Here is a 23751-nt window from a genome sequence, read left to right on the forward strand (position 1 = left end):
TTTTAACGAAAGTGCCACAGAAATTATGACAAATTGATGATGGCTGATGGAGAAAACGAAACAACGGATGATTTTTATGATAGTATGTAGAGGATAGTAAGGGAGGAGGCGTGTTTGACACATGCGCACGATAAGAGAAAATCCGCTTGATGCCGGCTACGATATTTCCGCAGCTTCGTTCTCGAAGGTGCTTTTTGATACGATCAAGACAGGAATCATCAAGTCCAACCTCATCGCGATGTTCGCGGGGCTCAGTATGGCACTGCTCGTTCATCAGATCCCGTTCTTCGATAAAATCGGCAGCATCGTGCTGGCGCTGATCGGCTCGGCGCTTGTCATCGGCTCTGCAGGTGCCTTCAATAATCTGTACGACCGGGATATTGACATTATAATGGAACGGACCAAGAAGCGTCCGACGGTAACCGGTCAGATCACCACGAAAGCGGGACTGGCTCTCGGCTTTGTGATGGCGGCTGTGGGACTCGTCACCCTGTATTATGCTTCACCGCTCGCTGCGTTATTTGGGTTCCTGGGCTTGTTCCTCTACGTGGTACCTTATACGATGTGGACGAAGCGTACGACGATTTATAACACCGAGGTAGGCAGCCTCTCGGGGGCGACACCTCCGCTGATTGGCTGGGCTGCGATCTCGTCTGATATGATGCATACCGGCATTCTGGCGCTCTTCGTGATGATGCTGATCTGGCAGATGCCGCATTTCTACGCGATTGCGATCCGCCGGATGGAGGAATACCGCGCGGCCAAGGTGCCCATGCTGCCGGTTGTGAAGGGCCTTCGCAGAACGTACCTGCAGACGAACGTTTATCTGGTGCTGCTGCTGCTCTCTAGCGTACTGTTCTGGGATTTCAGCCCATTCGTTGCCGTAACCGCGGCACTGCTCAGCCTCGCATGGTTCGTGCTTAGCCTGGCCACCTACCGCCGCAAGCAGGCGGAAAGCTGGGCCAAGACAATGTTTATTTTCTCATTGAATCACATTACGGTTCTGCTGTTTATTATTATCGGTTATTCACTGATTATGCCGCTGTTCTAATTCATATTCGATGTCCGCATGCACCCCCGCTGCGTTCATGGTGACACACTTTGCGTGTGCGAACCATGGAAGCTGCGGGGGTGTTTTAATAACGTGGAAAATAATCGTCAGCCGGAAGGCATATTCGGAATAAAAACCCCCGTATAATCAGACCATAAACCGAATGCAGCTGAGGGGGGGGGGGACATGGTGGATCTCGCTTTGGTACTGGAATATGCCTGGGTTTTGCTGGTCCTGATAGGACTAGAAGGGATTCTGGCGGCAGATAACGCGCTCGTTATCGCCATTATGGTTAAGCACCTGGATGAGAAGGAGAGGAAGAAGGCATTATTTTACGGCTTGGCCGGCGCTTTTGTTTTCCGATTCGGGTCATTATTCATCATTTCCTTCCTGGTGGATGTCTGGCAGGTGCAGGCCATTGGAGCGGCATATCTGCTGTTTATATCCCTTAACCACATGATTAAGAAATTCGTATTGCGCAAGGGCCACAACAAGGAGACCGGGAACACCAAGCAGGGCAGCGGCCTGTGGTTGACAGTACTCAAGGTAGAGCTGGCTGACCTTGCGTTTGCTGTCGATGCTATATTGGCGGCTGTTGCCTTCGCGGTAACGCTGCCCGAGACCAACTTGCCTAATGTGGGAGGGCTTGACGGCGGACAATTCGGCGTCATTCTCGCGGGCGGGATTATCGGACTGGTCATCATGCGGTTTGCCGCTTCCTATTTTGTAGGTTTGCTGCAGCGGAAGCCGGGCCTGGAGACGGCTGCGTTCTTCATCGTGGGCTGGGTTGGCGTGAAGCTGACCGTATACACCCTGTCCCATCCGGAGCTCGGGTACCTGCCTGAAGGGTTTCCGAAGTCGATCGGGTGGAAGCTCACGTTCTGGGGCGTTCTGCTGTCGATTGCTGTACTTGGCTGGTTCCTCTCCAAAGCTAAAGAACCAGGCATAGAGAAGCCGACAGTTTAGTTAAACACAGCAGATACGTACAATGGATGATGGTTTTGATAGTTAAGATTAATGTTACGAGGTTACCGGCATCCGGTCAGGATGCCTTTTTTGCTGCTTGCAGACGCCATTGTTTCCACAATATTCATTTATTAGTTTTCCTGATAGCTATTATAAATTGTTAAGCTTTGACCGCTTCACACGGCTGTGTTACATTCAGATAAGTTAAACTGCGATTTTTGTAAAAAATTAATATACGTTCGTTAGGTGAGGTGGGATTTAAGTTGGAACTTCAAGTGACTAACAGTCCATTCAATCAGGAGCAGGCAGAGCTGCTGAACCGTCTTCTTCCCGGGTTGACGGATGTGCAGCGAATGTGGCTCAGCGGGTATTTGACAGCTACGCAGGGAGCGGCGCTGGCTGTACAGCCAGGCGCGGCGGCAGCGCCGGCAGCAACAGCAGCTGCGGCACCGGCTCCATCGGCGCCTGTCTCCAAGGAAGTGACCGTGCTCTTCGGCTCCCAGACAGGGAACAGCCAGGGGCTCGCGAAGAAGGTAAGCGCCAAGCTCGAAGAGCAGGGCTTCCAGGTCACACTGTCGTCGATGGGTGACTTCAAGACGAATAATTTGAAGAAAGTTCAGAACCTGCTAATCGTAGTCAGCACGCATGGTGAAGGCGAGCCGCCGGACAATGCGATCCCATTCTACGAATTCCTTCACAGCAAGCGGGCACCGAAGCTGGAAGGTCTGAAATATTCCGTACTGGCTCTTGGCGATCTCTCATATGAGTTCTACTGTCAGACGGGCAAAGATTTCGACAAGCGGCTTGGCGAGCTGGGTGCTCAGCAGCTGACACCGCGTGTGGACTGCGATGTAGACTTCGATGAGCCGGCTGCGGAGTGGATGAACAAGGTGCTGGATTCGTTGAGCGCTGGCTCAGCATCCGTGTCCGTGAGCGTAGGCGAAACCTCAGCCATTACAGGACCGTCGGTTGCTTCTGAGTATTCCCGCTCGAACCCGTTCCGTGCTGAAGTTCTGGAGAATCTTAACCTTAACGGACGCGGCTCGGCGCGTGAGACCCGTCACATCGAGCTGTCGCTTGAAGGCTCCGGCCTTCAGTACGAGCCGGGTGACAGCCTGGGTGTCTATCCGGAGAACCATCCCCAGCTCGTTGAGGAGCTGATTGCGGCGATGGGCTGGCAGGCGGATGAGGCTGTAACGATTAACAAGAACGGCGAGAAGACTTCCCTCTATGAGGCGCTTCGCACGCATTTTGAGATAACGGTATTGTCCAAGCCTCTGCTTGAGCAGGCGGGCAAGCTGGTTCCGGGCAGCAAGCTGAAGGATTTTGTCGAAGCTTCCAGCCAGCAGGAGCTGAGAGCGTACATTCAGAACCGTGATCTGCTTGATCTGGTTCAGGACTACGAAGAATTAAAGGGTATTCCGGCCGGAGAGTTCGTACAGGTACTGCGGAAAATGCCTGCGCGTCTCTACTCGATCGCGAGCAGCCCGAAGGCTTACCCGGATGAGGTTCATCTTACCGTTCGTACGGTTCGCTATGAGGCTAACGGCCGCAACCGCTACGGCGTATGCTCGACCCATCTGGCAGAGCGCGTGGCAGCAGGTGATTCCCTGCCGGTCTACATTCAAGCGAACCCGAACTTCAAGCTTCCGGAAAACCCAGATACACCGATCATTATGGTTGGCCCGGGAACGGGCGTTGCCCCGTTCCGTGCGTTCCTTGGCGAGCGTGAAGAGACCGGAGCAGAAGGCAAGACATGGCTGTTCTACGGCGACCAGCATTTTGCAACAGACTTCCTGTACCAGGTGGAATGGCAGCGCTGGCTGAAGGAGGGCGTGCTGACGCGTATGGATGTGGCGTTCTCGCGTGATTCCGCCGAAAAGGTGTATGTACAGCACCGGATGATGGAGAGAAGCGCCGAGCTGTACCAGTGGCTGCAGGAAGGCGCAGCAGTATATGTGTGCGGCGATGAGAGCCAGATGGCACATGATGTTCATGCAACACTTCAGACGATTCTTATGCAAGAGGGCGGCATGAGCCCGGAGGAAGCGGCAGAATATCTGACCCGCTTGCAGCAGGACAAACGATATCAGCGGGATGTATATTAAGTCGGAACCCCGGAAGGAGAGATAAGCATGTCACAGGAGAAGCATTATCCTCCGCATGATCGGCCGCATAGTGATGTAGAGGCGATCAAGCGCAGGAGTAATTATTTAAGAGGAAGCCTTACCGAAACATTGGAAGATCGGATTACGGGATCGATCCCCGAGGACGATAACCGCCTAATGAAATTCCACGGCAGCTACATGCAGGATGACCGCGATCTGCGTAATGAACGGAACAAGCAGAAGCTGGAGCCTGCTTACCAATTCATGCTTCGTGTCCGTGCAGCTGGCGGCGTTGTAACGCCTGAGCAGTGGCTGATGATGGACCGTGTCGCGCAGAAGTATGCGAACGGCACGATCCGCTTGACGACACGTCAATCTTTTCAGCTGCATGGTGTTATCAAGTGGAACCTGAAGAACACGATTCGTGAAGTGAACGAGTCCATGCTGAGCACGCTGGCCGCCTGCGGCGACGTGAACCGCAACGTCATGTGCAACCCGAATCCGTATCAGTCCGATATACATGGCGAGGTATATGAGTGGTCCCGCAAGATCAGTGATCACCTGGACCCTAGAACAAGGGCATATCACGAGATCTGGCTGGACGGCGAGAAGGTAATCGACTCCCGTGAGCTTGAAGGCGAGCAGGAGCCGATCTATGGACCGGTCTACCTGCCGCGTAAGTTTAAGATCGGGATCGCGGTTCCGCCATCTAATGATGTGGATGTATTCTCGCAGGATCTTGGCTTCATCGCGATCGTGGAGGACGGCAAGCTGAAGGGCTTCAACGTATCGGTAGGCGGCGGCATGGGGATGAGCCACGGTGATCCGAAGACTTACCCGCAGGTCGCACAGGTGATCGGCTTCTGTACGCCGGAGCAGGTCATTGAGGTAGCCGAGAAGACCGTTATGATTCAGCGGGACTTCGGCGACCGTGCCGTACGTAAGCATGCGCGGTTCAAGTATACGATTGACGACCGGGGCATCGACTGGTTCATTGGCGAGCTGACCGAGCGTCTTGGCTGGCAGCTGCAGGATGCGCGCCCGTTCCACTTTGATTCCAACGGCGACCGCTACGGCTGGGTCAAGGGCAGCAACGGCAAGTGGCATTACAACCTCTTCATCCAGAACGGCCGCGTTAAGGACGAGGAAGGCTACCTGCTGATGACAGGCCTTCGGGAGATCGCCAAGATTCACGGCGGCGACTTCCGCCTGACTGCGAACCAGAACCTGATTATCGCCAATATCAGCACGCAGAAGAAGAAGAAGATCGAATCGCTGATTAATGAGTATGGCCTCACGGACGGAGCTCATTACTCAGCCCTCAAGCGCAATTCAATGGCTTGCGTATCGCTGCCGACCTGCGGTCTGGCGATGGCTGAATCGGAGCGTTATCTGCCTTCTCTGCTCGACAAGATCGAGCCGATGCTGGAGGAAGCAGGTCTGCGAGACGAGGACATCGTCATTCGTATGACGGGCTGCCCGAACGGCTGCGCCCGGCCAATGCTGGCTGAAATTGCATTTATCGGCAAGGCGCCTGGCAAGTACAACATGTACCTGGGCGGCGGATTTGCGGGTCAGCGTCTGAACAAGCTGTACAAGGAGAATATCGGCGAAGCCGAGATTCTGGATTCCTTGAAGCCGATCATCAGCCGCTATGCGAAGGAACGCCATGAGGGAGAGCATTTCGGAGACTTTACGATCCGTGCGGGCTATGTGAAGGAAGTTCGCTGCGGACAGGAGTTCCACGCTTAAACCGAAGTATCATTTCCACAATTAAAAGGGTAGGATACTGCAGATCATCTGCAGTGTCCTACCCTTTATATTTTCACACTAGCTCTTGGGTAGACTTTGTCAGCGTGGTCGCGGTGAAGCTTCTGATAAGCATCTCCCTTAAGTTATGTCGCTCTATGAGCTATAATATTGCCAAACAATACGGCGTTGTTATTATGGAAATTATGGTATAATATGGCATGTATATGGATGTCAATAAACACGGCTTCATAGAGATAATTACAAGCTAGAACTGGATGGTTGTATTGATAGTCAAGGGCAGGGTATGAAATAATGGTAGTGGTGTGCTTTGTTTAGGGAGTGGGCTCGTGAGAAAAATAGTTACAGTACTGATTGTTACTCTGCTAATCTTGTTAATCGTTGCAGCGGCCTATTCCTATAATCCCCGTTCGGGAGTGGATCCCGTAGATATTAGCTACAAGGGCTATGCATATATGGCTGAAGACAGCTTGTACAACAAAGAAGTTACGATTTCGCTGAAGGGCAGCTATGATGCGGATAAGGAAGCTTTTGCGGGGGCTATATCGGTCAACCGAGTGTCGTTTACCGACTGTTCGCTGTCACCGTACACAGGACTTGTATGCAGCTATGAGGGCGGCAGGATTCGTAGCGGCACGGTGTATTTCAGCAGCGGCCTGAAGCAGTTGAGTATCCTGGTGGGCAAAGGCCCGCTCTATTCCGCTATCGAAGAGAGCGGTACGTATAACGGCGATCTGGTTGTCACGATTCCTTCTTTCGACCGGGCATCTGCGCTGCTGATCCATGATATGCTGAAGAATGAATTCCAGTCCAGACAGCAGTCCGGCAAGGTTCCTTACAGCTGACTGTCCAGCGGAACACTCCGGGCTTGTATGATTCAGATGATCGCCTCCAGGTTATGATAACAGGAGGAGGTGGTTACAATGGAACAATCACTAATCATTCAACAGTGTATTGATGAATGCTTGAAGTGTATGAGGGCCTGCAACACCTGCTACGATGCCTGTCTGAAGGAAGATAATATTGACATGATGCGCGAATGTATCCGTCTGGACAGAGAGTGTGCGGACATCTGTGCCTTTGCAGCCAGTGCCATGACACGCAACAGCCCGTTTGCGAAGCAAATCTGTGAGCTGTGCGCGACGATCTGCGAAGCATGCGGCAAAGAATGCCAGAAGCACAAAGCCGACCACTGCCAGCGTTGTGCAGAGGTTTGTCTCTCTTGTGCGGAAACATGCCGTAAGATGGCAATGCAGATGCAGTAATCTACTGACATATGAGTCGAAAGGCAGGGCATGCCAGCGCATACCCTGCCTTATTTGCCGTTAAATGATTCTTGCAGACTAGTGAAAGAGTTCTGCCTATCATATAAACTGATCTATTGATACATAAGCTGGGTCAGCAGAGGGAGAAGATGAGAGCAGGATGAAGGATAAGATGAAGTATGAATACTATACGGCAGGCAGCAGGCCGAGGCTGTGGGCTGCCGCTGGATTGGCTGCCGTTATGATCGCACTATCCGGCTGCGGGGCCAGCGGTAACAGTGATACGGCTAATGCTCCAGTGGCCGGCAGCAGCGGGAATGCCGAAGTGGGAAGCACCAAGGCTCAAGACGGCAGCCAAGCGGCAGAGACGCTGGAGGAAGGTAATGACTCTTCTTCTGTCGATATGGAAATTATAACGAATGCATCGGCTGAGGACGCACCTGAAGACCAGGGGAGCCCCGAGGTGTGGATTCAAGGCAGCGTCACTGTGGAAGCGGATAAGCTGGTTGTGGAAGGCATGACGAACGTCGTGCCGGGTGCGGAGCTTCATGCGAACGTCACAGCTGAGGGATACAGCATGTGGGGGTATAACGACCGGGCAGAAGTAGAGCCGGACGGGAGCTTCCAGATGGAGATGAAGCGTCCGGATATTAAGGGAGGTGCCGTGCTGGAGCTGGAGATCGCATTTGACCCATCCGGCCAGTCCGCTGTACACGAACAGTATGGTCCGAATGGAGACAAGCTTACAGGTCCGTATATACATAAGACAGAAGATGGCATAACCGTGATCAAACGTGCTGTGGCCGTCATCCATATTGACTCGGATGCGCCAGCCTCCAGCACATTTGAAACAGAGGAGCCGAGCAGGGATATTCCGGAGGATTACGGGGATCCGAATGTATGGATCAAGCCGGAAGTAAGGCAGGAGGATGGCAAGTACATCATTAAGGCAGCGAGCAATCTGCTTGAAGGCACTGTAGTGAGAGCTGGCGTTGATATTCCGGATCATATTCATTTCGGTTATAATGACATGGCGAGTGTGCAGCCGGACGGTTCTTTTGAACTGGTGATTGGCAAGCCGAAGAAGGCGGAGATGTTCTATCTGATGATCAGCGTGATGCCGGAAGACCAGACGGCCGGCTCGGTGATTGAAGCTTACGGAAGCAGCGGGGAGAATTTCTCGGGTAAGCTGCTGAAGATTGAGCAGACGGATGACGGCCCGGTAACCGGTATTGAGATGAAGATGAAGATAAACAACGACTGATGATCTTGGCATAATACAGCAAACCGCCTGTCCCGGTGATGCCGGGCAGGCGGTTTTCGTGTAAGCAGTTTTTCTTTATGTAAGCGAATAGATGAGAACGGCAGTACCGGCAATGACACAGTACCACGAGAAGATTTTCAAGTTGCCGCGGGCCATGATGTTCATGAACCACCTTAAGGAGTAATACGACGCGACAAGTGAGCCGATGAATGCCAGGATGTAAGGAATTAGCAGGGTATCGAGATGCGGATCATTGGCCAGCTCTTTAAATTCAAGCACCATGCCGCCAAGGCTGATCGGAATAAACATCAGGAAGGAGAAGCGGAGCGCGGTCGCCTGCTTCAAGCCTATGCCCATGGCAGCTACGATCGTGGCACCCGAACGGCTGATTCCGGGAATAAGCGCGACGGCTTGTCCCAGACCAATAATAATGGCATCCTTGATCGTAATTTCGCTTTCACCCTTATGCCCGCGCATATTGCGGATGAGCCACAGGGCCAGAGCGGTGACCAGCAGTGTGGCGCCGACGATCGTCAGCCCTTTTAGCCGTTCCGCAATAAAATCATTGAACAGTACGCCGATTACGCCTGCAGGAATCGTAGCAATGACAATGAAGACGATGAACCGGTAATCGGACCGGTACTGTGCATCCCGGTGTCTGAGGTAGAGCAGACCGCCTCGGGCCAGACGGATGAGGTCCTCGCGGTAGACCAGCAGAACGGCAAGCAGTGAAGCGAAGTTAACCAGCACCTCGAAGCTCAGACCCTCGATTTTGAGTCCGAACAGATTCTGGGCGATAACCAGATGGCCGCTGGATGAGACGGGGATGGGCTCCGTAAAGCCCTGAAACAAACCTAGCAGTGTGTACTTTAGCCATAACCATAAATCCATGATTGTCGTGTCCTCCCTGAATAACGTGCTGCTGTTAATGTGAAGCGAAGTGACAATATGTATCGGATGCGTGTCGTAATGTATCACGAATGCCGCCAGACTGCATCCGAACCTGCCCCAAGTGCATGAACCTGATTCTGTTATACGGGCAGGCCGCATTGGTATAGTTCCAACCTACTTATCATAAAATGAGGACAAGCCTATGTCAAAACTAGACAAGTATATAGGCAAGAGGAAGGAATTCGCAATTGCTGCTCCGAATACCTATAAATGATTAATCTGTTCACCGGTTCAGCACAATCACATAACGAGCAGCATGGTCAAAAAGTTTGACGAAGACGAAGTTTTGTGTAATTAAAAATAGCGAAAGATTTGCTAAGGCCTATTACAGCTCAGGGAGATACATATGGAAAATGCACTTATAGGAAGTTTGATTTCAGCTATGGCAACCGTGCTCGGGGCAGTGCCTTTGCTGTTTGTTAGGTCGCTGTCAGAGCGCTGGAAGGATGTCCTGATCGCTTTCACGGCTGGGATTATGGTGTCAGCGTCGATGTTCGGCTTGCTGCCGCAGGCGCTGGAGGAATCGAGCCTGCTGGCCGTGACCATCGGCCTGCTGGTCGGAATTGTCGTCCTTGATATTATTGAGAAGAATATTCCGCATATTGATGTGGAGAACGATAAGAGCGAAAGCCCGTTTGACTATAAAACCTGGCTCGTCATGATTGCACTCATTATACATAACATCCCTGAGGGAATGAGTACCGGCTTCAGCTATGCCAGCGGCAACGAAAGCCTAGGGCCAATGGTCGCCATTGCCATCGGGGCCCAGAATATGCCGGAGGGTCTTATTCTGGCGGTCTTCCTGCTGAATTCGAATGTGGGCAAGGGGAAGCTGTTCTTGATCGTTGCGCTGACCGGGTTTATGGAGGTCATATCCGCGGGCATCGGGTATTTTGCTGCTAGCTATGTCAGCTCTCTTATTGGTTATGGCCTTGCCTTTGCAGCGGGGGCTATGATGTTCATTGTCTATAAGGAGCTCGTACCGGAGACACACGGTCATGGCTATGAGCGTCAGGCGACCTATTCCTTCATGTTCGGCCTGTTGATTATGCTCTATATCAGCCACTGGTTTGGTTAAGGAAGCATGCTTGGGGGAGGCAGTGATGTCTCCCTCTTGTTATGCCGCCGCCTCCGGACTGAAGCATGGGAACTGAAACATATTGGCAGCTATAACGTAGTTATTGTACAGTACAGTTACGGAAGGGATGTGTCAGAGTGGATACGATGCGGGTGATCGTGTACGAGAAGAGGACGGGCGGAGAATTGGTTACCATTGATGAACGAAGATGGTCGGGCCTGATGATTGCCTCACTTGAGCATGCCAATTATATTACAATCGGCGGCAGGGAATATGAGACGGTTGAGGGCCGGCTTAATGTGGACCATGAAACGTTCGAGCTGCTTGTTGTTCCCATGCAGGGCTAGGGCGGTTGTTTCAATCAGGGCCGGTCAATATCCAGCGGAAGGGAAGTGCGGGAATGAAAGAAGAAACCAGACGGCCAGCGGCTTCGCTGTTCTCGGCTGACGGCAAGCCGCTGCGTGTCTTATCGACCTCGCTCGGTATTGCACTACTTGCCAACACGATGCTGGTGCCGGGCGGCACCGTACAGGCATCCAGTACAGAAGCAGATACACCACAGCTTGTAGAGTGGTCAACAGAAGAGGTTAAGGCGTTCTATGATCCAAAAGTGGATTGGAGCCTGCCTCTTCCTGCAGAGGAAAGTACCGAAATTATAGAGGAAGAAGGCCAGGGTGCAAGCGGCAGCGGTGGAACCACCATCATCCATTCGGGATTCGGCTGGGGCGATCTGATGCTGTACCATCTGCTGTTCAACCGCGGCGGGGCCTACTCCTCGACCTCCTGGCACAACAACAAGAGATCGTACCGCACGGGGAGCAGTACGCCATACAAGCCCAAGACCTATACGAGCGGCTCGTTTCAGAATAAGCCGGTAACCGGATCGGCCGTTCCACCCAGAACATCCAACAGCACGGGAAGCATTACGCGCCGTTCGACTTCATCCTCGCCGGGCGGAATTGGCGGCAGGTCCAGCAGCATGAGCTCCTCAGGCTCTTCTTCGAGCTCGAAATCAAGCTCATCCGCTTCGTCCGGGTCTAGCGGGTTTGGCGGATGAGTGACACAGCTCCGGTGTTTGAAGTGTTCGGCCAGCCTGCACCTGACCGGCAGCAGCGTGTCCGGCATCTTCGTGAGCTGGGCTTTGGCTGGGCTGACTTGGAAGAAGAAGTTTACTGGATTGATCAGGCCGCAGGAATGCGTAGAGATGTCTATGATGATTTAATGAAGGCATCGGCCGAGCTGTGGCGCATATTTGATAAGGCGGCGCGTTATGTAATCCGGCGGCATGACCTGTACCAGCTTATTGGCATACCCGAGCTGCTCTGGGACCTGCTTGATGAGCTGCCGGTCAATGAGGAAGAGGGGAAGATCAGCCGCTACGCCAGATTTGATTTTGCCGTGTCGGAATCAGGTGACATTAAGCTGCTTGAGCTCAACGCAGACACACCGACTGGATATGCGGAAGCGTCTGTGGCTACGCCGTGGCTGTGCAGGCAGCTGGGACTTGATTCTCCCAATGAGCAAATGGCGGACAGAGTTGCGGCAGCTTGGGCTGTGGAACAGCCGGAGGCGGCAGCCTGTGTGTCCTACGGCTCGCATTTGGAGGATTCCGGCACGATTGAACTGCTTGTGAAGCACAGCGGCTTGGACATGCGCTGTGTCGATTGTCTGGACCTATGGGTCGATGAGGGTGTGCTGCGGGATGCGGAAGGCCGGGCAATCGAGCGGTTATTCGCCCTGTATCCGAAGGAATGGATGGCTGTCGATGAAGGCGGGGATGCCCTCGCTTATGCGATTGAGACCGGGAAGCTGCAGCTGTTTAATCATCCCCATGCGATTATCCTGCAGTCCAAGGGACTGATGGCTGTCATCTGGGGGATGTATGAGCTTGGTATTCTGTTCACGGCATCAGAGCGGGATGCGATAGCGCGGTATATGCTGCCGACTTACAATAAGGCAGTCTTTGACGGCAGCTTCGTATCCAAATCGATGTTCGGCCGTGAGGGAGGATCTGTTCAGCTGTTCGGGGAAGATGGCGGGCTGGAGGTGCGGGATGAGGACGGCTATGATACCAGCAGCCTGTTTCCGCTTGTCTATCAGAAGCGGGCTGAGCTCGCTAAGATTCGCACGGCGGCCGGGGAGCTGCATCTGCTGACAGGGGTGTTCGTCATTAACGGGGAACCATGCGGCCTTCTGGGGCGTGCAGGCGGCCTAATAACCGGCAATACGAGCCATTTTATTGCTATAGGGGTGAGAGATTAGATGAAGCGTGCGGGAAAAGTAGAGGGCAGACAGGGGCCAATACCTGCAAGCATAGGAGGACCTGCCGGGACAGCCAAACGCCGGGTAAGACACAGTCTTTACGGAGTGAGGCTGTTGCTGGCGCTGATAATGGTCCTGCTGGCTGCCGGCTGCGGCAACTCCCAGTCTGTCTTCTATACGGGTTCAGAGCCCGAGGAAGCTCTCCCTAGTACAGCCAGAGTTCCTTGGGATTACCGGATTGTCGAAGGCAAGGTCGGTGATCTGGTAGGCAGTGATATAACAGTGCTGCCGGATAATGAGATGCTGCCTAACGATGCTAATTACGCTACGGGGGATCCTGTGTGGACCCTGCAATATATGACGGCTGAGCTGATCGCGGGACCGGATAACCGGAACGATCTGGTGCTGTCTTCCTGGCAGACAATCAAGTCGTTTAAGACGGAAGCCGAGGCCAAGTCCGATCTGGAAGAGCTGAAGGTGAGTGTAACAACAGAGGTTGACCTGGTCGGCGTCTATAAGACGGAGTATCAGGGTGCGACCCGTAATTTTGCGGTGCTCAGTCTTCCCTCGGGACATGAGATCAAGCAGCCGGTCAACGATGGGCGCTATGCAGCGCTGAAGGATCAGAAGACCGCCAAGGTAGTGCTGGAAGAAGTACATGATTATATCGATTACGATGCGGCTTATGCCAAGTTCAGGGGGTGGGCGGAGTGATAGTGGTTATGAATGTGGTTATCAGCGTCGCGGTCATTATTGTGCTGCAGCTGCTCGGAATGCTGATTTTCAGCTGGATGACGCCATATAATGATTTGGAAGAGCTCAAGAAAGGGAATCTGGCGGTCGGTTTGGCGATGGGCGGCAAATTTTTGGGAACAGCAATCATTCTTGGGGTAGCGGCCTATACCAACCATAACATTTGGTTTATGATGCTGTGGTTTGCTGTGGGATATGTATGCCTCGTGGTTACCTACTGGATATTCGAGCTTGCAACTCCCGGCCTTAAGCTCCCCGAACACTTGAAGAACGGCAATGTCGCTGTAGGCGTGCTGCTGTGCTTCGTATTCATCGGCATGAGCTTTGCCATCAGCAGCTTGATTATCTAGCGAGCCGTGCAGATCGATTAGCTGGAGCCAATGATTGTATACAGGGCAGCCGTACCCGGCAGAGAAGACCGGTGCGGCTGCTTTTGCATGCATGATGATAGCAGAGCTCTCATTTGGGCGGCTGAAAGCACCTCCTGCATCCATAACTTACTGCCGTTTCCAGTAAACGAAATAAAAGTCCATGATAAATACAAGAATGTCCATTCCAGCATTTGAATTATCGTGTAGAATAGTTGGAGGTGATAATGATTATCACTTGCGCTTGATAAAGGAGCTGGACAACCCAGCCCATTTCGCAATCAACTATAATAAGGGCCTTCATTTGCCAGGCACTCTTACAGGCTGCATCGGCCGGATCGGCAGGGCAGCATAATTTACGCCCTTCATTGAGAATGATTATCCATCACAGTCCAAAGGAAGTCCTATGAAAAAACGATATCTCTGGCTTGCGCTCATTGCACTATCGATCACTTCGGTATTCGTCGGCGTTAAGAACATTACCCCGCTGGACTTGTTCAGCCTGACCGAAGCCCAACAGCATATTCTGCTTGTCAGCAGACTGCCCCGGCTGATCAGCATCATTATCGCAGGGGTGAGTATGAGCATCATTGGCCTCATCATGCAGCAGCTGACCCGCAATAAGTTCGTGTCACCGACCACGGCCGGCACGATGGACTCAGCAAGGCTGGGCATCTTGGTTGCCATGCTTCTGTTCACTTCCGCTTCACCGCTGGAGAAGATGCTCGTCGCCTTTGTATTTGCGCTTGCAGGAACCTTCATATTCATGCGGATATTGGATAAGGTGAAGTACAAGGATGCGATCTTCATACCGCTCGTAGGCCTTATGTTCGGAAGCATCATCGGCTCGGTAACGACATTCTTCGCTTATAAGCATGACTTAATTCAGAATATATCCTCCTGGCTGCAAGGGGACTTCTCAATGGTCCTGAAAGGCCGCTATGAGATGTTATACATAAGTATTCCGCTTGTTATTATTGCCTACTTGTATGCTAACCGGTTTACGATTGCCGGAATGGGTGAGGAATTCTCAACTAATCTGGGTTTGAAGTACAAGCAGGTCGTCAATATCGGCCTCATTCTGGTAGCCGCGGTAACCTCCGTCGTCCTGCTGACGATCGGATCGATTCCGTTCCTGGGTCTTATTATCCCGAATATCGTAACGATCTACATGGGGGACAACCTGAAGAAGGTGCTGCCTCATACGGCGCTGCTCGGTGCGGTGTTCGTACTTGCTTGTGATATTCTGGGCCGGGTGATTATTTATCCGTATGAGATTCCAATCGGCCTTACGGTCGGGGTTATCGGCAGCGGCATATTCGTTTACTTACTAGTGAGAAGAAGGGCATTCGCATGACACTAAAATGGAAATTCAGCCTGCTGGCAGCCGCTTCTGCCGCTTGTGCACTGCTGTTCATCTTCTGGAACGTGATCGGCAGCTGGGATTATGTAGTGCCCCGCCGGTCGCTGAAGATCGCGGCGATTATTCTGACGGGCGGCGCCATTGCTTTCTCGACGGTCGTATTCCAGACCTTGACGAACAACCGGATTTTGACGCCAAGCATTATCGGGCTTGATTCACTCTATATGCTGATTCAGACGGGAATCATCTTCCTGTACGGCTCGGCGAGCATTAACATGCTGAACAAGAATATCAACTTTTTCGTCTCAGCTGTCTGCATGATCCTCTTTGCGGGTTTGCTTTATAGATTTCTGTTCCGGCGTGAAGGGCAGAGTATTTATTTTCTGCTGCTCGTCGGCATTATTCTAGGTACCTTCTTCGGCAGTGTGACAACGTTCATGCAAGTGCTGCTGGACCCGAACGAATTTGCCATTGTGCAGGACCGGATGTTTGCGAGCTTCAATAATGTGAACACCGACCTGCTGGTGCTTTCGGTTATCGTGGTAGCGCTGGTCAGCCTGTACAGTCTGCGATTCACCAAATATCTGGATGTGCTGTCGCTGGGCCGCGAGCATGCGGTAAACCTGGGGGTCAACTATGACCACGTCGTCAAGCGGCTTCTCATGGTCGTAGCCGTGCTCATCTCGGTGGCCACTGCGCTGGTTGGACCGATTACATTCCTGGGACTGCTTGTCGCGAATGTTGCCTATCAGTTCTTCGGTACATACCGTCACAGCGTGCTGATTCCGGGATCGATGCTGATCAGCATCATCGCGCTGACAGGCGGACAGTTCATCGTGGAACGTATCTTTACCTTCTCGACTACGCTCAGCGTCATTATCAATTTTGTCGGGGGCGTGTACTTCATATATCTGCTCTTGAGGGAGAATAAGTCATGATTGAAGTGAAGAATGTTTCCAAGAAATATGGAAACAAGACCGTGGTAGAGCCGGTATCCGTCAACGTTGCCAAGGGGAAGATCACCTCGTTCATCGGCCCAAACGGCGCAGGCAAGAGTACGCTCCTGTCGATGATGAGCCGCCTGATTACGAAGGACAGTGGGGAGGTTCTCATTGACGGTGTGGAGCTCGGGAAGAGCAAGAGCAGCGATCTTGCCAAGAAAATCTCGATCCTGAAGCAGTCCAATCATCTGAATGTCCGTTTATCGGTCCGCGACCTTGTTGCATTCGGCCGCTTTCCCTATTCGCAGGGCAGGCTGAGCAAGGAGGATTGGGTGTTCGTCGATGAAGCGATCCGGTATATGGAGCTGGACGATATGCAGGAGAAGTTTTTGGACCAGCTGAGCGGCGGACAGAAGCAGCGCGCTTTTATCGCGATGACGCTTGCCCAGGATACCGAGTATATCCTGCTGGATGAGCCGCTTAATAATCTGGATATGAAGCATTCCGTGCAGATTATGAAGGTGCTTCGCAGACTTGTCGATGAGCTCGGGAAGACCATTGTCATCGTCATTCATGACATCAACTTTGCCTCCTGCTACTCGGACCACATTGTGGCGCTGAAGAACGGCCGGATTGTTAAAGAAGGGCCAACCGATGAGATGATCGATACAGATGTGCTTCGCGAGGTTTATGATATGGACATTCCGGTCCAGACTATCGGCGATCACAAAATTTGCGTCTACTTTGCCTAGTCTACAGCGTGTTGAACAACGGGATAAAACTTATTCAGGCGGAGACGTCCGCCGGGATAAATTTTATATACAAAAATTTTTAGGGGTGTGAAGCATGAGCAAGAAATTTTCTGTCCTTATTCTCACAATCATTATGGCTGTACTGGTAGCCGCATGCGGCGCTGGTAACAGCAACAATACGAACACAGCACCGGCCAATAGTACTGCTGGTGCAGCAGCAGAGAACACAGCCTCGAATGCACCGGCAGACGAAGCAGCACAGCCTGCGGAGACTGAAGAGCTTACCATTACACATCAGTATGGCGATACGAAAGTGAAGAAGAATCCTAAGAAGGTTGTTGTGTTTGACTTTGGCGTACTGGATTCCCTGGATAAGCTGGGTGTAGAAGTAACCGGCGTACCGCAAGCGAACATTCCGCCGTACTTGGAGAAGTATGCGGATGCGAAGTATGAGAATGTTGGCAGCCTGAAAGAACCTGATTTCGAGCGAATCAGCGCGATTCAGCCTGACCTGATTATTATCTCCGGCCGTCAAGGAGAAGCTTATGAGGAGCTTAGCAAGCTGGGATCGACCATCTTCATGGGCGTTGACGCTAACCGTTACATGGAATCGTTTGAAGAGAACATGAAGACACTCGGCGAAATTTTCGGCAAGGAAGCGGAAGTTGAACAGGAGCTGGCTGCAGTTGAGCAGGCGGTTGCCGATCTGAAGGCGAAAGCGGAAGCAAGCGGCAAGAAGGCTCTTATCATTCTTGCGCAGGATGGCAATATTAGTGCTTATGGCCCAGGTTCCCGTTTTGGCATCATCCATGACGTATTCGGATTTGAAGCAGTAGACCCAGAGATTAAAGTCGACACGCATGGGCAGAGCATCTCGTCTGAGTATATTGTTGAGAAGAACCCGGATTACCTGTTCGTCATAGACCGTGCAGCTGCAGTGGGCGGCGAATCCTCCGCTAAGCAGACTGTAGAGAACGAATTGGTCAAAACGACCAAAGCGGCACAGGAAGGTCATATTTTCTACCTGAATCCAAACTACTGGTACCTGTCTGGTGGCGGTCTGATTTCGGTATCCGAAATGGTTAAGGAAATCGCCGCTACCCTGGAGTAATGGAATTTGGAGTAATGGAATAATTGTTTTGCCAAGAAGGAGCCTCCCTGTCCATTCGGATAGAGAGGCTCCTTTGCTGTATTTGCCGGTCGTTAATTGGCTGTAGTGGGAAGGGGCGCAGGCCCGGTAGTATCACCGAGAAGTACACGGGAGGATATACGTATATTCTCGAAGGGCCGGTGCGGGTTGCCCATCCTCCACAACAGCTGCTCGAATGCACGCTGGCCGAGATCTTTGCCTATTGCTTCTACGGTAGACAGGCGGAGCTGGACGGGGGAAGAGTCCCACCAGCGGGTCATGTGGTCAAAGCCGGTTACCGATATTTGACCGGGTATCCGAACATCCATCCGGGTTAAAATTTTACTCAGCTGCAGGGCGATCAGATCATTCGCGCAGACGAATGCGCTCGGCAGCTTAGGCATAGCGCGGATGGCTGGCTCAAGCTCTTCGGGACTATAATAATGCTTGGGCATAGGCGAGACCAGGCAGTACTCCGGTTGAACGCCGATGCCTGCGTCAAACATAGCCCGCCTGAAGCCAAACCAGCGCTCGGTGAAGGAACGGCAGTTGTCAATGTCGCCGATGAAGCCGATCTCCCGGTGCCCAAGCTGGAGCAAATGACCGGTGAGCTCGTATACGCTCTGTTCGCATTCCATCAGGACGACATCACAATACAAGTCATTGGTTCCGATCCGGCAGTACCCGTCGATGGACACAGCCGGAATATTAAGGTCCTGAACTGCCTTTACGTAAGGAAAGTCGGTCAGCCCGGCTAGCAGAATACCGCCAAGCCGCGGATGTGCGAGCTTATCCAGGAGATTGCCTTCTTCTGCATCTTCAGCTGAGGCAAAGTGAAAGATCATCTCGTAGTTATGCCTTCTCGCCGCTTCTTCCACACCGCGCAGCACATCCATCCAGTAGCCTTCATGCAGGACATCCTTGGACGAGTTAATGAGAAAAGCGAATGCTCTCCGCTGCCCGGTTTCGCCGGCGGCACTGACGCCTGTCGTGTTCCATGAAACATCCAGGCCTGAATGAGTGCCGTATAATGCCGGACCGGCTGTTTCGCTTCCCTGGCCGTCTTGGCTGCCAGGAGCAGCCAAGACGGCATGAGGTTTAAGCTTTTCCTTGAATGATTTGTAGCCGACACGTGCGGCTGCTTCCAGAACAGCCTGCCTGGTTTCCTCAGGTACGCTTGGATGCTGGTTTAATGCCTTGGAGACGGTTGTACGGGAGATATCCAGCATTTTGGCTATATCTTGTGTGGTATATTTCTTCTTCATCAGGTACACCCCGGCAGTCAATATCGTCACAACTGCTGTCTATTATAACAGAATAAAGCGCGCTTTAACGTATTTAACAATTATACAGAGAAAATAGGGTTGTTATTTGAACAGAATGAACATAAATATCTGTTAAGTGTGTATACTTTGTGAAAAAAGGTCGTTATAATGGGGGCGAAAGCCGGTAAGGCCTTCCCTTAACGAGGAATGTAAAATAAGCCAGCGGATCATAATTTATTATGCCGGTTAACGGCACTTGAACAGGAGGTTCTCCATGAACGAGAAGCGGCTAGCACTTACAAACTGGAAGTTCAAGGCGGCAGATGAAGCGGAATGGCTTCAAGCCGTTGTTCCCGGATGTGTACACATGGATCTGCTTCGGAGCGGCAGAATCGACGCTCCCTTCTACGGTACGAATGAACGGGGACTGCAGTGGATCGACAAGAAGGACTGGGATTATGAAACAACGTTTGAGGTAGCAGAGGACATACTGGAACTGCCGCATATTGAGCTCGTGTTTGAAGGCCTGGATACATATGCGGATGTAAGCGTTAACGGTAAGCATGTACTTTCTGCGGACAATATGTTCCGAGTATGGAAGGCCGATGTGAAGCCGCTGCTTCAGTCCGGAGTTAACCGGCTGCATGTCCGGTTTCGTTCCCCGATCATGGAGGATCTTCCGAAGCTGGAGCAATTAGGCTACCCGCTCCCGTCAACGAATGATCAATCCGAAACGGGTGGTCTCGGCGATAAGAAGGTCAGCATATTTGCCCGCAAAGCGCCCTACCACTATGGTTGGGATTGGGGCCCGCGTTTTGTGACAAGCGGAATATGGCGCGAGGTTCGGCTGGAAGCATGGACAGGCGGCCGGATCATTGATTTGTTCATCAGGCAGGATCATATATCCGCCCAGGAGGCAAGAGTGACCGCTGTAGTGGAGGTTGAAACGGACGCTGCCTGGTCCGGCACACTGCATCTGGATACAGAAGGCTTCAACTGGCACACGGAAGTCCGGCTCTCGGCGGGTTCCAACACGGTAGAGCTGGAGGCTGTGATTCAAGAACCGGAGCTTTGGTGGAGCAGAGGACTTGGCAAGCAGCGGCTGTACACGTTCACGGCAGCGCTTCAAGATGGCGGCCGCGAAGTCGCCAGACGCAGCGCGCGAACCGGCCTGCGGTCTATCCGGCTGGTGCGGCAGAAGGATGCCGATGGAACGAGCTTTTATTTTGAGCTGAATGGTAAGCCTGTCTTCGCCAAGGGGGCCAATCATATTCCGAATGACAGCTTCGTTACTGAGGTGACGGAGGAGCGTTACCGGCATGAGATCGCAAGTGCTGTGCAGTCCAATATGAACATGATCCGTGTCTGGGGCGGGGGAATCTATGAAGCGGACCGCTTCTATGAGCTTTGCGATGAATATGGCCTACTGGTCTGGCAGGACTTCATGTTTGCCTGCAGCATGTACCCGGGAGACGAGGCATTTCTTGAGAATGTCCGGATCGAAGCGGAGCAGAACGTGAAGCGTCTGCGCAATCATCCGTCAATTGCACTCTGGTGCGGCAACAATGAGATCGATTCGGCGTGGGCCCATTATGATGAGAATGCGGGCTGGGGCTGGAAGCAGCAATATACCCATGAGCAGCGTGAGAAGCTGTGGGCCGATTATGAGGCGATCTTCCACCGAATCCTTCCGCTGGCAGTAAGCACATATGATCCGCTGGCTGATTATTGGCCTTCTTCACCGATGCAGGACCTGACTGGCGATATTAATCAGCATGCTCACCCGGAGAGTTCTACCGGCGATATTCATTACTGGGGTGTGTGGCACGCTGTCGAGCCGTTCGAGAATTATAAAACCAAGCTGGGCCGGTTCATGAGCGAATACGGGTTTCAATCTTTTCCGGAGGAGCGGACGGTCCGCACCTACGCAGAGGAAGCTGACATGGAGCTGGAGTCGGATGTAATGGTCTGCCATCAGCGGCATCCTTCGGGCAACAGACTGATTAAAGAGTATATGGAAATCTATCTCAAGGACCCGAAGGACTTTCCTTCCTTCCTGTATATGAGCCAGGTGCTTCAGGGAGAGGCTATGAAGATGGCCATTGAGGCACACCGCCGCCGGAAGCCCTATTGCATGGGAACGCTCTACTGGCAGCTTAATGACTGCTGGCCGGTTGCATCCTGGGCGAGCATGGATTATTACGGGCGCTGGAAGGCTGCCCAGTATTATATCCGCTCAAGCATGAAGGATATATCCGTGTCCATCGATTCCGAAGACAGCCGGATTGATATCCACGTTATGTCGGACCTGCCTGAAGCGCTGGACGGAACCCTGCTTATTAATGTTTATCAGTTCGACGGAACGGTCATTCGTTCACTGGCTGTTCCGGCTGCTCTTCAGCCTAACAGTACGGCAGTAATGTATTCCGCACCGGCTGCAGAGCTGTATGGCGATTATGATCCGGCGGAAGTTGTCCTGCAGGCTACGCTTACCGGCGAAAGCGGGATACTGGACCGTAAGGAGCACTATTTTGTACCCTCTAAAGAGATTAAGCTGGCAAAGCCGGCGATTCAGATTACGGAGGTGCTTGGCACAGAAGGTGTCTTCTATAGGCTGGAGACGAATGTGCTCGCGAAGCAGGTATGGCTGCAGGCTGCGCAGGAAGGTATCTTTACCGACAACTTCTTCGATCTGGTTCCGGGCGTGCCTGTAACCGTACAATTCCTAGCCCGCGGCATGGAAGACAAGGCATTCGCGCCGGCCGCTGCAGAATCGCTGGAGCTGCGTTCAATGGCAGATTTCGTGTCTCTTAATTGAGAACAGACGTAACACCCTGCCGTTATAAGCAACAGCAATCCCAGTTATACACTCGATTTGTCATGGATAGCAGATCAGTTATCGGACTATCTCACCTCAAGCAACACAAGCGGCCGCTTCCGAAGCATCGCCAATCAGACGGATGATTTCTACGGCGTGGCCGTATACGACAAGCTTGTGCAGCATTACGAAAGGGAAACACGCGAGCAGCATGAAATCGATCTACGGCCGCTATATCTATTGTGGGAACACAAAAAGCTGATGCTTCACCGTATGATTTTCCTGGAGGAACGGGGTTATCTGAATAAAGGCGGTCTTACGGCTCCTTACACTGCTGTGGAGAGGAAAGCCAATAATCTTCTCAATCTGTTCATCAGAAGCAAGCTGGTAAACAGCAGTGCCTCAAACTATGAGCTGCTCGGCAAGCTGAAGGAGCTTCTAGCCCGCTTGAAAGAAGAGGAAGAAGCCACACTGTCGCGCATGCTGGTGCAGATTAATGATGGCGTAAGGCAGATACAGCGGCAGGAAATGAGTGACAGTGCGAAGAAACCATAATAGGCATATATACTGGACGATGGGGTGGTAACGAATGGCACAGCCATATGATCTTCCGCTGCACGAGCTGGAAAGGTATAAACCGGAGTTAACAAAAGAGCAGGATTTCGACAAGTTCTGGGAAAAGACGCTTGAGGAGCTGAACCGTGTTCCGCTTGAGGTAGAGATGACACCGCACGATTATCCTGCCAAAGGCGTCTCCGTTCACCGCATCGCATTCAGAAGTTACGGCGGTGCGCGTATCGAGGGCTGGCTGGCTATGCCTAAGGGGAAAGGACCGCATCCCGGTCTGGCCTTGTTCCATGGGTACAACTGGGCGATGGACGGCAATCTGCATGATACCGTCAACTGGGCGGCCCATGGCTATGCGGCCTTGCAGATGTTCTGCCGGGGCCAGCATGGGGGCAGTCAGGATACGACCATCTATTCCAACGGCGGACCGGCCGGGTGGATGACGCGAGGCATCCTGTCACCGGAAGAATATTATTACCGCGCCGTCTATATGGATACAGTCCGTGCGGTCGAGGTGCTGGCTTCGCTGGAGCAGGTGGATGCATCCCGAATTGGCGTTTGCGGGGGCAGTCAGGGCGGGGCGCTGACTTTGGCTGCTGCTGCATTCTCTCCGATTCCTGTAGTTGCGACAGCGGATTACCCGTATTTATCGAACTTTAACCGGGCGATCGATATTACGCCGGAAGGCCCTTACGGCGAGCTGAACGAATATTTCAGGAAGGTAGGGGGAGATCCGGAGATTGAGCAGCAGGCGAAGCGGACGCTTTCCTACTTTGACATCATGAATCTGGCAGGCCGTGTAAGCTGCCGTACTTGGATGTCGGTCGGTCTCGTGGATGTGATCACGCCGCCTTCCACTATCTTTGCTGTCTATAATCATCTAACCTGCCAGAAGCAAATATCGGTGAACCGGTATTTCGGTCATGAGTTTATTCCGCGTGCGCATGAGGAGCGTTTGCGCGTGCTGCTGGAAACAATCGGCTGAGTTGGGGCAGGTCGAGCTTGAACGTTAAAAACTCGAACAAAGTCCCGCCTGACACGCTAAATCTAGCGCGTCAGGCGGGACTTTATAATGTGGAT

General features: G+C 52.5%; 22 protein-coding genes. 20 read left to right on the forward strand and 2 right to left on the reverse strand.

Going from position 1 to position 23751, the window contains the following annotated elements:
* Nucleotides 1–121: 121 nt before the first annotated feature.
* From cyoE to L1N82_RS07600, 7 genes are all read left to right on the forward strand, one after another.
* Nucleotides 122–1051, forward strand: coding sequence for a heme o synthase (gene cyoE / locus L1N82_RS07570; protein WP_235286779.1), 930 nt, complete (start codon nucleotides 122–124; stop codon nucleotides 1049–1051).
* Nucleotides 1052–1240: 189 nt separating this feature from the next.
* A complete protein-coding gene (locus L1N82_RS07575; protein ID WP_235286960.1) occupies nucleotides 1241–2017 on the forward strand; it encodes a TerC family protein in 777 nt (258 codons plus the stop codon).
* Between the two features lie 263 nt (nucleotides 2018–2280).
* Entirely contained in the window at nucleotides 2281–4125 is a 1845-nt protein-coding gene (locus L1N82_RS07580) for an assimilatory sulfite reductase (NADPH) flavoprotein subunit (protein WP_235286780.1), read from the forward strand.
* A gap of 27 nt (nucleotides 4126–4152) precedes the next feature.
* Nucleotides 4153–5877: an assimilatory sulfite reductase (NADPH) hemoprotein subunit gene (gene cysI / locus L1N82_RS07585; protein WP_235286781.1), complete on the forward strand. Its 1725-nt coding sequence runs from the start codon at nucleotides 4153–4155 to the stop codon at nucleotides 5875–5877.
* A gap of 347 nt (nucleotides 5878–6224) precedes the next feature.
* Nucleotides 6225–6740 carry a hypothetical protein gene (locus L1N82_RS07590; RefSeq protein ID WP_235286782.1) on the forward strand — a complete coding sequence of 172 codons (516 nt, stop codon included), beginning with the start codon at nucleotides 6225–6227 and terminating at the stop codon, nucleotides 6738–6740.
* Between the two features lie 78 nt (nucleotides 6741–6818).
* Nucleotides 6819–7160, forward strand: coding sequence for a four-helix bundle copper-binding protein (locus tag L1N82_RS07595; protein WP_235286783.1), 342 nt, complete (start codon nucleotides 6819–6821; stop codon nucleotides 7158–7160).
* A 160-nt stretch (nucleotides 7161–7320) separates the two neighbouring features.
* On the forward strand, nucleotides 7321–8424 hold the full coding sequence (locus L1N82_RS07600) for a hypothetical protein (RefSeq protein ID WP_235286784.1): 1104 nt from the start codon (nucleotides 7321–7323) through the stop codon (nucleotides 8422–8424).
* Between the two features lie 75 nt (nucleotides 8425–8499).
* Here the strand turns inward: L1N82_RS07600 and L1N82_RS07605 are convergent, their stop codons facing one another.
* Complete coding sequence (locus L1N82_RS07605; protein WP_235286785.1) at nucleotides 8500–9315, reverse strand: undecaprenyl-diphosphate phosphatase; 816 nt, start codon at nucleotides 9313–9315, stop codon at nucleotides 8500–8502.
* Nucleotides 9316–9721: 406 nt separating this feature from the next.
* Here L1N82_RS07605 and L1N82_RS07610 point away from each other — a divergent pair, with 406 nt between their 5' ends.
* The 10 genes from L1N82_RS07610 to L1N82_RS07655 all read left to right on the forward strand — a co-directional run bounded on the left by L1N82_RS07610 (nucleotide 9722) and on the right by L1N82_RS07655 (nucleotide 18003).
* Nucleotides 9722–10453 carry a ZIP family metal transporter gene (locus L1N82_RS07610; protein ID WP_235286786.1) on the forward strand — a complete coding sequence of 244 codons (732 nt, stop codon included), beginning with the start codon at nucleotides 9722–9724 and terminating at the stop codon, nucleotides 10451–10453.
* A 146-nt stretch (nucleotides 10454–10599) separates the two neighbouring features.
* The gene (locus tag L1N82_RS07615; RefSeq protein ID WP_235286961.1) at nucleotides 10600–10800 is read left to right on the forward strand and encodes a hypothetical protein; all 201 of its coding nucleotides are present in this window, start codon (nucleotides 10600–10602) and stop codon (nucleotides 10798–10800) included.
* A gap of 53 nt (nucleotides 10801–10853) precedes the next feature.
* Nucleotides 10854–11510, forward strand: coding sequence for a hypothetical protein (locus L1N82_RS07620; RefSeq protein WP_235286787.1), 657 nt, complete (start codon nucleotides 10854–10856; stop codon nucleotides 11508–11510).
* A complete protein-coding gene (locus L1N82_RS07625) occupies nucleotides 11507–12715 on the forward strand; it encodes a glutathionylspermidine synthase family protein (protein ID WP_235286788.1) in 1209 nt (402 codons plus the stop codon). The genes L1N82_RS07620 and L1N82_RS07625 overlap by 4 nt, the downstream gene beginning before the upstream one ends.
* A 105-nt stretch (nucleotides 12716–12820) precedes the next feature.
* Nucleotides 12821–13429 (forward strand): signal peptide protein, encoded by a 609-nt coding sequence (locus L1N82_RS07630; RefSeq protein ID WP_407946712.1) that lies wholly within the window; start codon nucleotides 12821–12823, stop codon nucleotides 13427–13429.
* Nucleotides 13426–13818: a DUF350 domain-containing protein gene (locus L1N82_RS07635; protein WP_235286789.1), complete on the forward strand. Its 393-nt coding sequence runs from the start codon at nucleotides 13426–13428 to the stop codon at nucleotides 13816–13818. The genes L1N82_RS07630 and L1N82_RS07635 overlap by 4 nt, the downstream gene beginning before the upstream one ends.
* Before the next feature lie 424 nt (nucleotides 13819–14242).
* Nucleotides 14243–15193 (forward strand): ABC transporter permease, encoded by a 951-nt coding sequence (locus tag L1N82_RS07640; protein WP_235286790.1) that lies wholly within the window; start codon nucleotides 14243–14245, stop codon nucleotides 15191–15193.
* On the forward strand, nucleotides 15190–16137 hold the full coding sequence (locus L1N82_RS07645) for an iron chelate uptake ABC transporter family permease subunit (protein ID WP_235286791.1): 948 nt from the start codon (nucleotides 15190–15192) through the stop codon (nucleotides 16135–16137). The genes L1N82_RS07640 and L1N82_RS07645 overlap by 4 nt, the downstream gene beginning before the upstream one ends.
* Nucleotides 16134–16892: an iron ABC transporter ATP-binding protein gene (locus L1N82_RS07650; RefSeq protein ID WP_235286792.1), complete on the forward strand. Its 759-nt coding sequence runs from the start codon at nucleotides 16134–16136 to the stop codon at nucleotides 16890–16892. The genes L1N82_RS07645 and L1N82_RS07650 overlap by 4 nt, the downstream gene beginning before the upstream one ends.
* A 94-nt stretch (nucleotides 16893–16986) precedes the next feature.
* A complete protein-coding gene (locus L1N82_RS07655; RefSeq protein ID WP_235286793.1) occupies nucleotides 16987–18003 on the forward strand; it encodes a siderophore ABC transporter substrate-binding protein in 1017 nt (338 codons plus the stop codon).
* A 92-nt stretch (nucleotides 18004–18095) separates the two neighbouring features.
* Here L1N82_RS07655 and L1N82_RS07660 read toward each other — a convergent pair whose 3' ends face one another.
* Nucleotides 18096–19286, reverse strand: coding sequence for a LacI family DNA-binding transcriptional regulator (locus tag L1N82_RS07660; protein ID WP_235286794.1), 1191 nt, complete (start codon nucleotides 19284–19286; stop codon nucleotides 18096–18098).
* A 274-nt stretch (nucleotides 19287–19560) separates the two neighbouring features.
* Here L1N82_RS07660 and L1N82_RS07665 point away from each other — a divergent pair, with 274 nt between their 5' ends.
* The 3 genes from L1N82_RS07665 to L1N82_RS07675 are packed head-to-tail and all read left to right on the forward strand — an operon-like array spanning nucleotide 19561 to nucleotide 23656.
* Nucleotides 19561–22104 carry a beta-mannosidase gene (locus L1N82_RS07665; RefSeq protein WP_235286795.1) on the forward strand — a complete coding sequence of 848 codons (2544 nt, stop codon included), beginning with the start codon at nucleotides 19561–19563 and terminating at the stop codon, nucleotides 22102–22104.
* A gap of 57 nt (nucleotides 22105–22161) precedes the next feature.
* The gene (locus L1N82_RS07670; RefSeq protein ID WP_235286796.1) at nucleotides 22162–22659 is read left to right on the forward strand and encodes a hypothetical protein; all 498 of its coding nucleotides are present in this window, start codon (nucleotides 22162–22164) and stop codon (nucleotides 22657–22659) included.
* Between the two features lie 34 nt (nucleotides 22660–22693).
* Nucleotides 22694–23656, forward strand: a complete 963-nt coding sequence (locus L1N82_RS07675; protein WP_235286797.1) for an acetylxylan esterase — start codon at nucleotides 22694–22696, stop codon at nucleotides 23654–23656.
* Nucleotides 23657–23751 lie beyond the last annotated feature (95 nt).

Origin of the sequence: Paenibacillus tarimensis, from assembly GCF_021532315.1 — a bacterium.
In the GTDB taxonomy this organism is placed as follows: Bacteria; Bacillota; Bacilli; order Paenibacillales; family Paenibacillaceae; genus Paenibacillus_I; species Paenibacillus_I tarimensis.

Coding starts and splice junctions, on each gene's coding strand:
- L1N82_RS07645 (WP_235286791.1), top strand. CDS start 15,190: ATGACACTAAAATGGAAATTCAGCCTGCTGGCAGCCGCTTCTGCCGCT.
- L1N82_RS07595 (WP_235286783.1), top strand. CDS start 6,819: ATGGAACAATCACTAATCATTCAACAGTGTATTGATGAATGCTTGAAG.
- L1N82_RS07675 (WP_235286797.1), top strand. CDS start 22,694: ATGGCACAGCCATATGATCTTCCGCTGCACGAGCTGGAAAGGTATAAA.
- cysI (WP_235286781.1), top strand. CDS start 4,153: ATGTCACAGGAGAAGCATTATCCTCCGCATGATCGGCCGCATAGTGAT.
- L1N82_RS07660 (WP_235286794.1), bottom strand. CDS start 19,286: ATGAAGAAGAAATATACCACACAAGATATAGCCAAAATGCTGGATATC.
- L1N82_RS07605 (WP_235286785.1), bottom strand. CDS start 9,315: ATGGATTTATGGTTATGGCTAAAGTACACACTGCTAGGTTTGTTTCAG.
- L1N82_RS07640 (WP_235286790.1), top strand. CDS start 14,243: ATGAAAAAACGATATCTCTGGCTTGCGCTCATTGCACTATCGATCACT.
- L1N82_RS07600 (WP_235286784.1), top strand. CDS start 7,321: ATGAAGGATAAGATGAAGTATGAATACTATACGGCAGGCAGCAGGCCG.
- L1N82_RS07625 (WP_235286788.1), top strand. CDS start 11,507: ATGAGTGACACAGCTCCGGTGTTTGAAGTGTTCGGCCAGCCTGCACCT.
- L1N82_RS07650 (WP_235286792.1), top strand. CDS start 16,134: ATGATTGAAGTGAAGAATGTTTCCAAGAAATATGGAAACAAGACCGTG.
- L1N82_RS07665 (WP_235286795.1), top strand. CDS start 19,561: ATGAACGAGAAGCGGCTAGCACTTACAAACTGGAAGTTCAAGGCGGCA.
- L1N82_RS07615 (WP_235286961.1), top strand. CDS start 10,600: ATGCGGGTGATCGTGTACGAGAAGAGGACGGGCGGAGAATTGGTTACC.
- L1N82_RS07610 (WP_235286786.1), top strand. CDS start 9,722: ATGGAAAATGCACTTATAGGAAGTTTGATTTCAGCTATGGCAACCGTG.
- L1N82_RS07655 (WP_235286793.1), top strand. CDS start 16,987: ATGAGCAAGAAATTTTCTGTCCTTATTCTCACAATCATTATGGCTGTA.
- cyoE (WP_235286779.1), top strand. CDS start 122: ATGCGCACGATAAGAGAAAATCCGCTTGATGCCGGCTACGATATTTCC.
- L1N82_RS07620 (WP_235286787.1), top strand. CDS start 10,854: ATGAAAGAAGAAACCAGACGGCCAGCGGCTTCGCTGTTCTCGGCTGAC.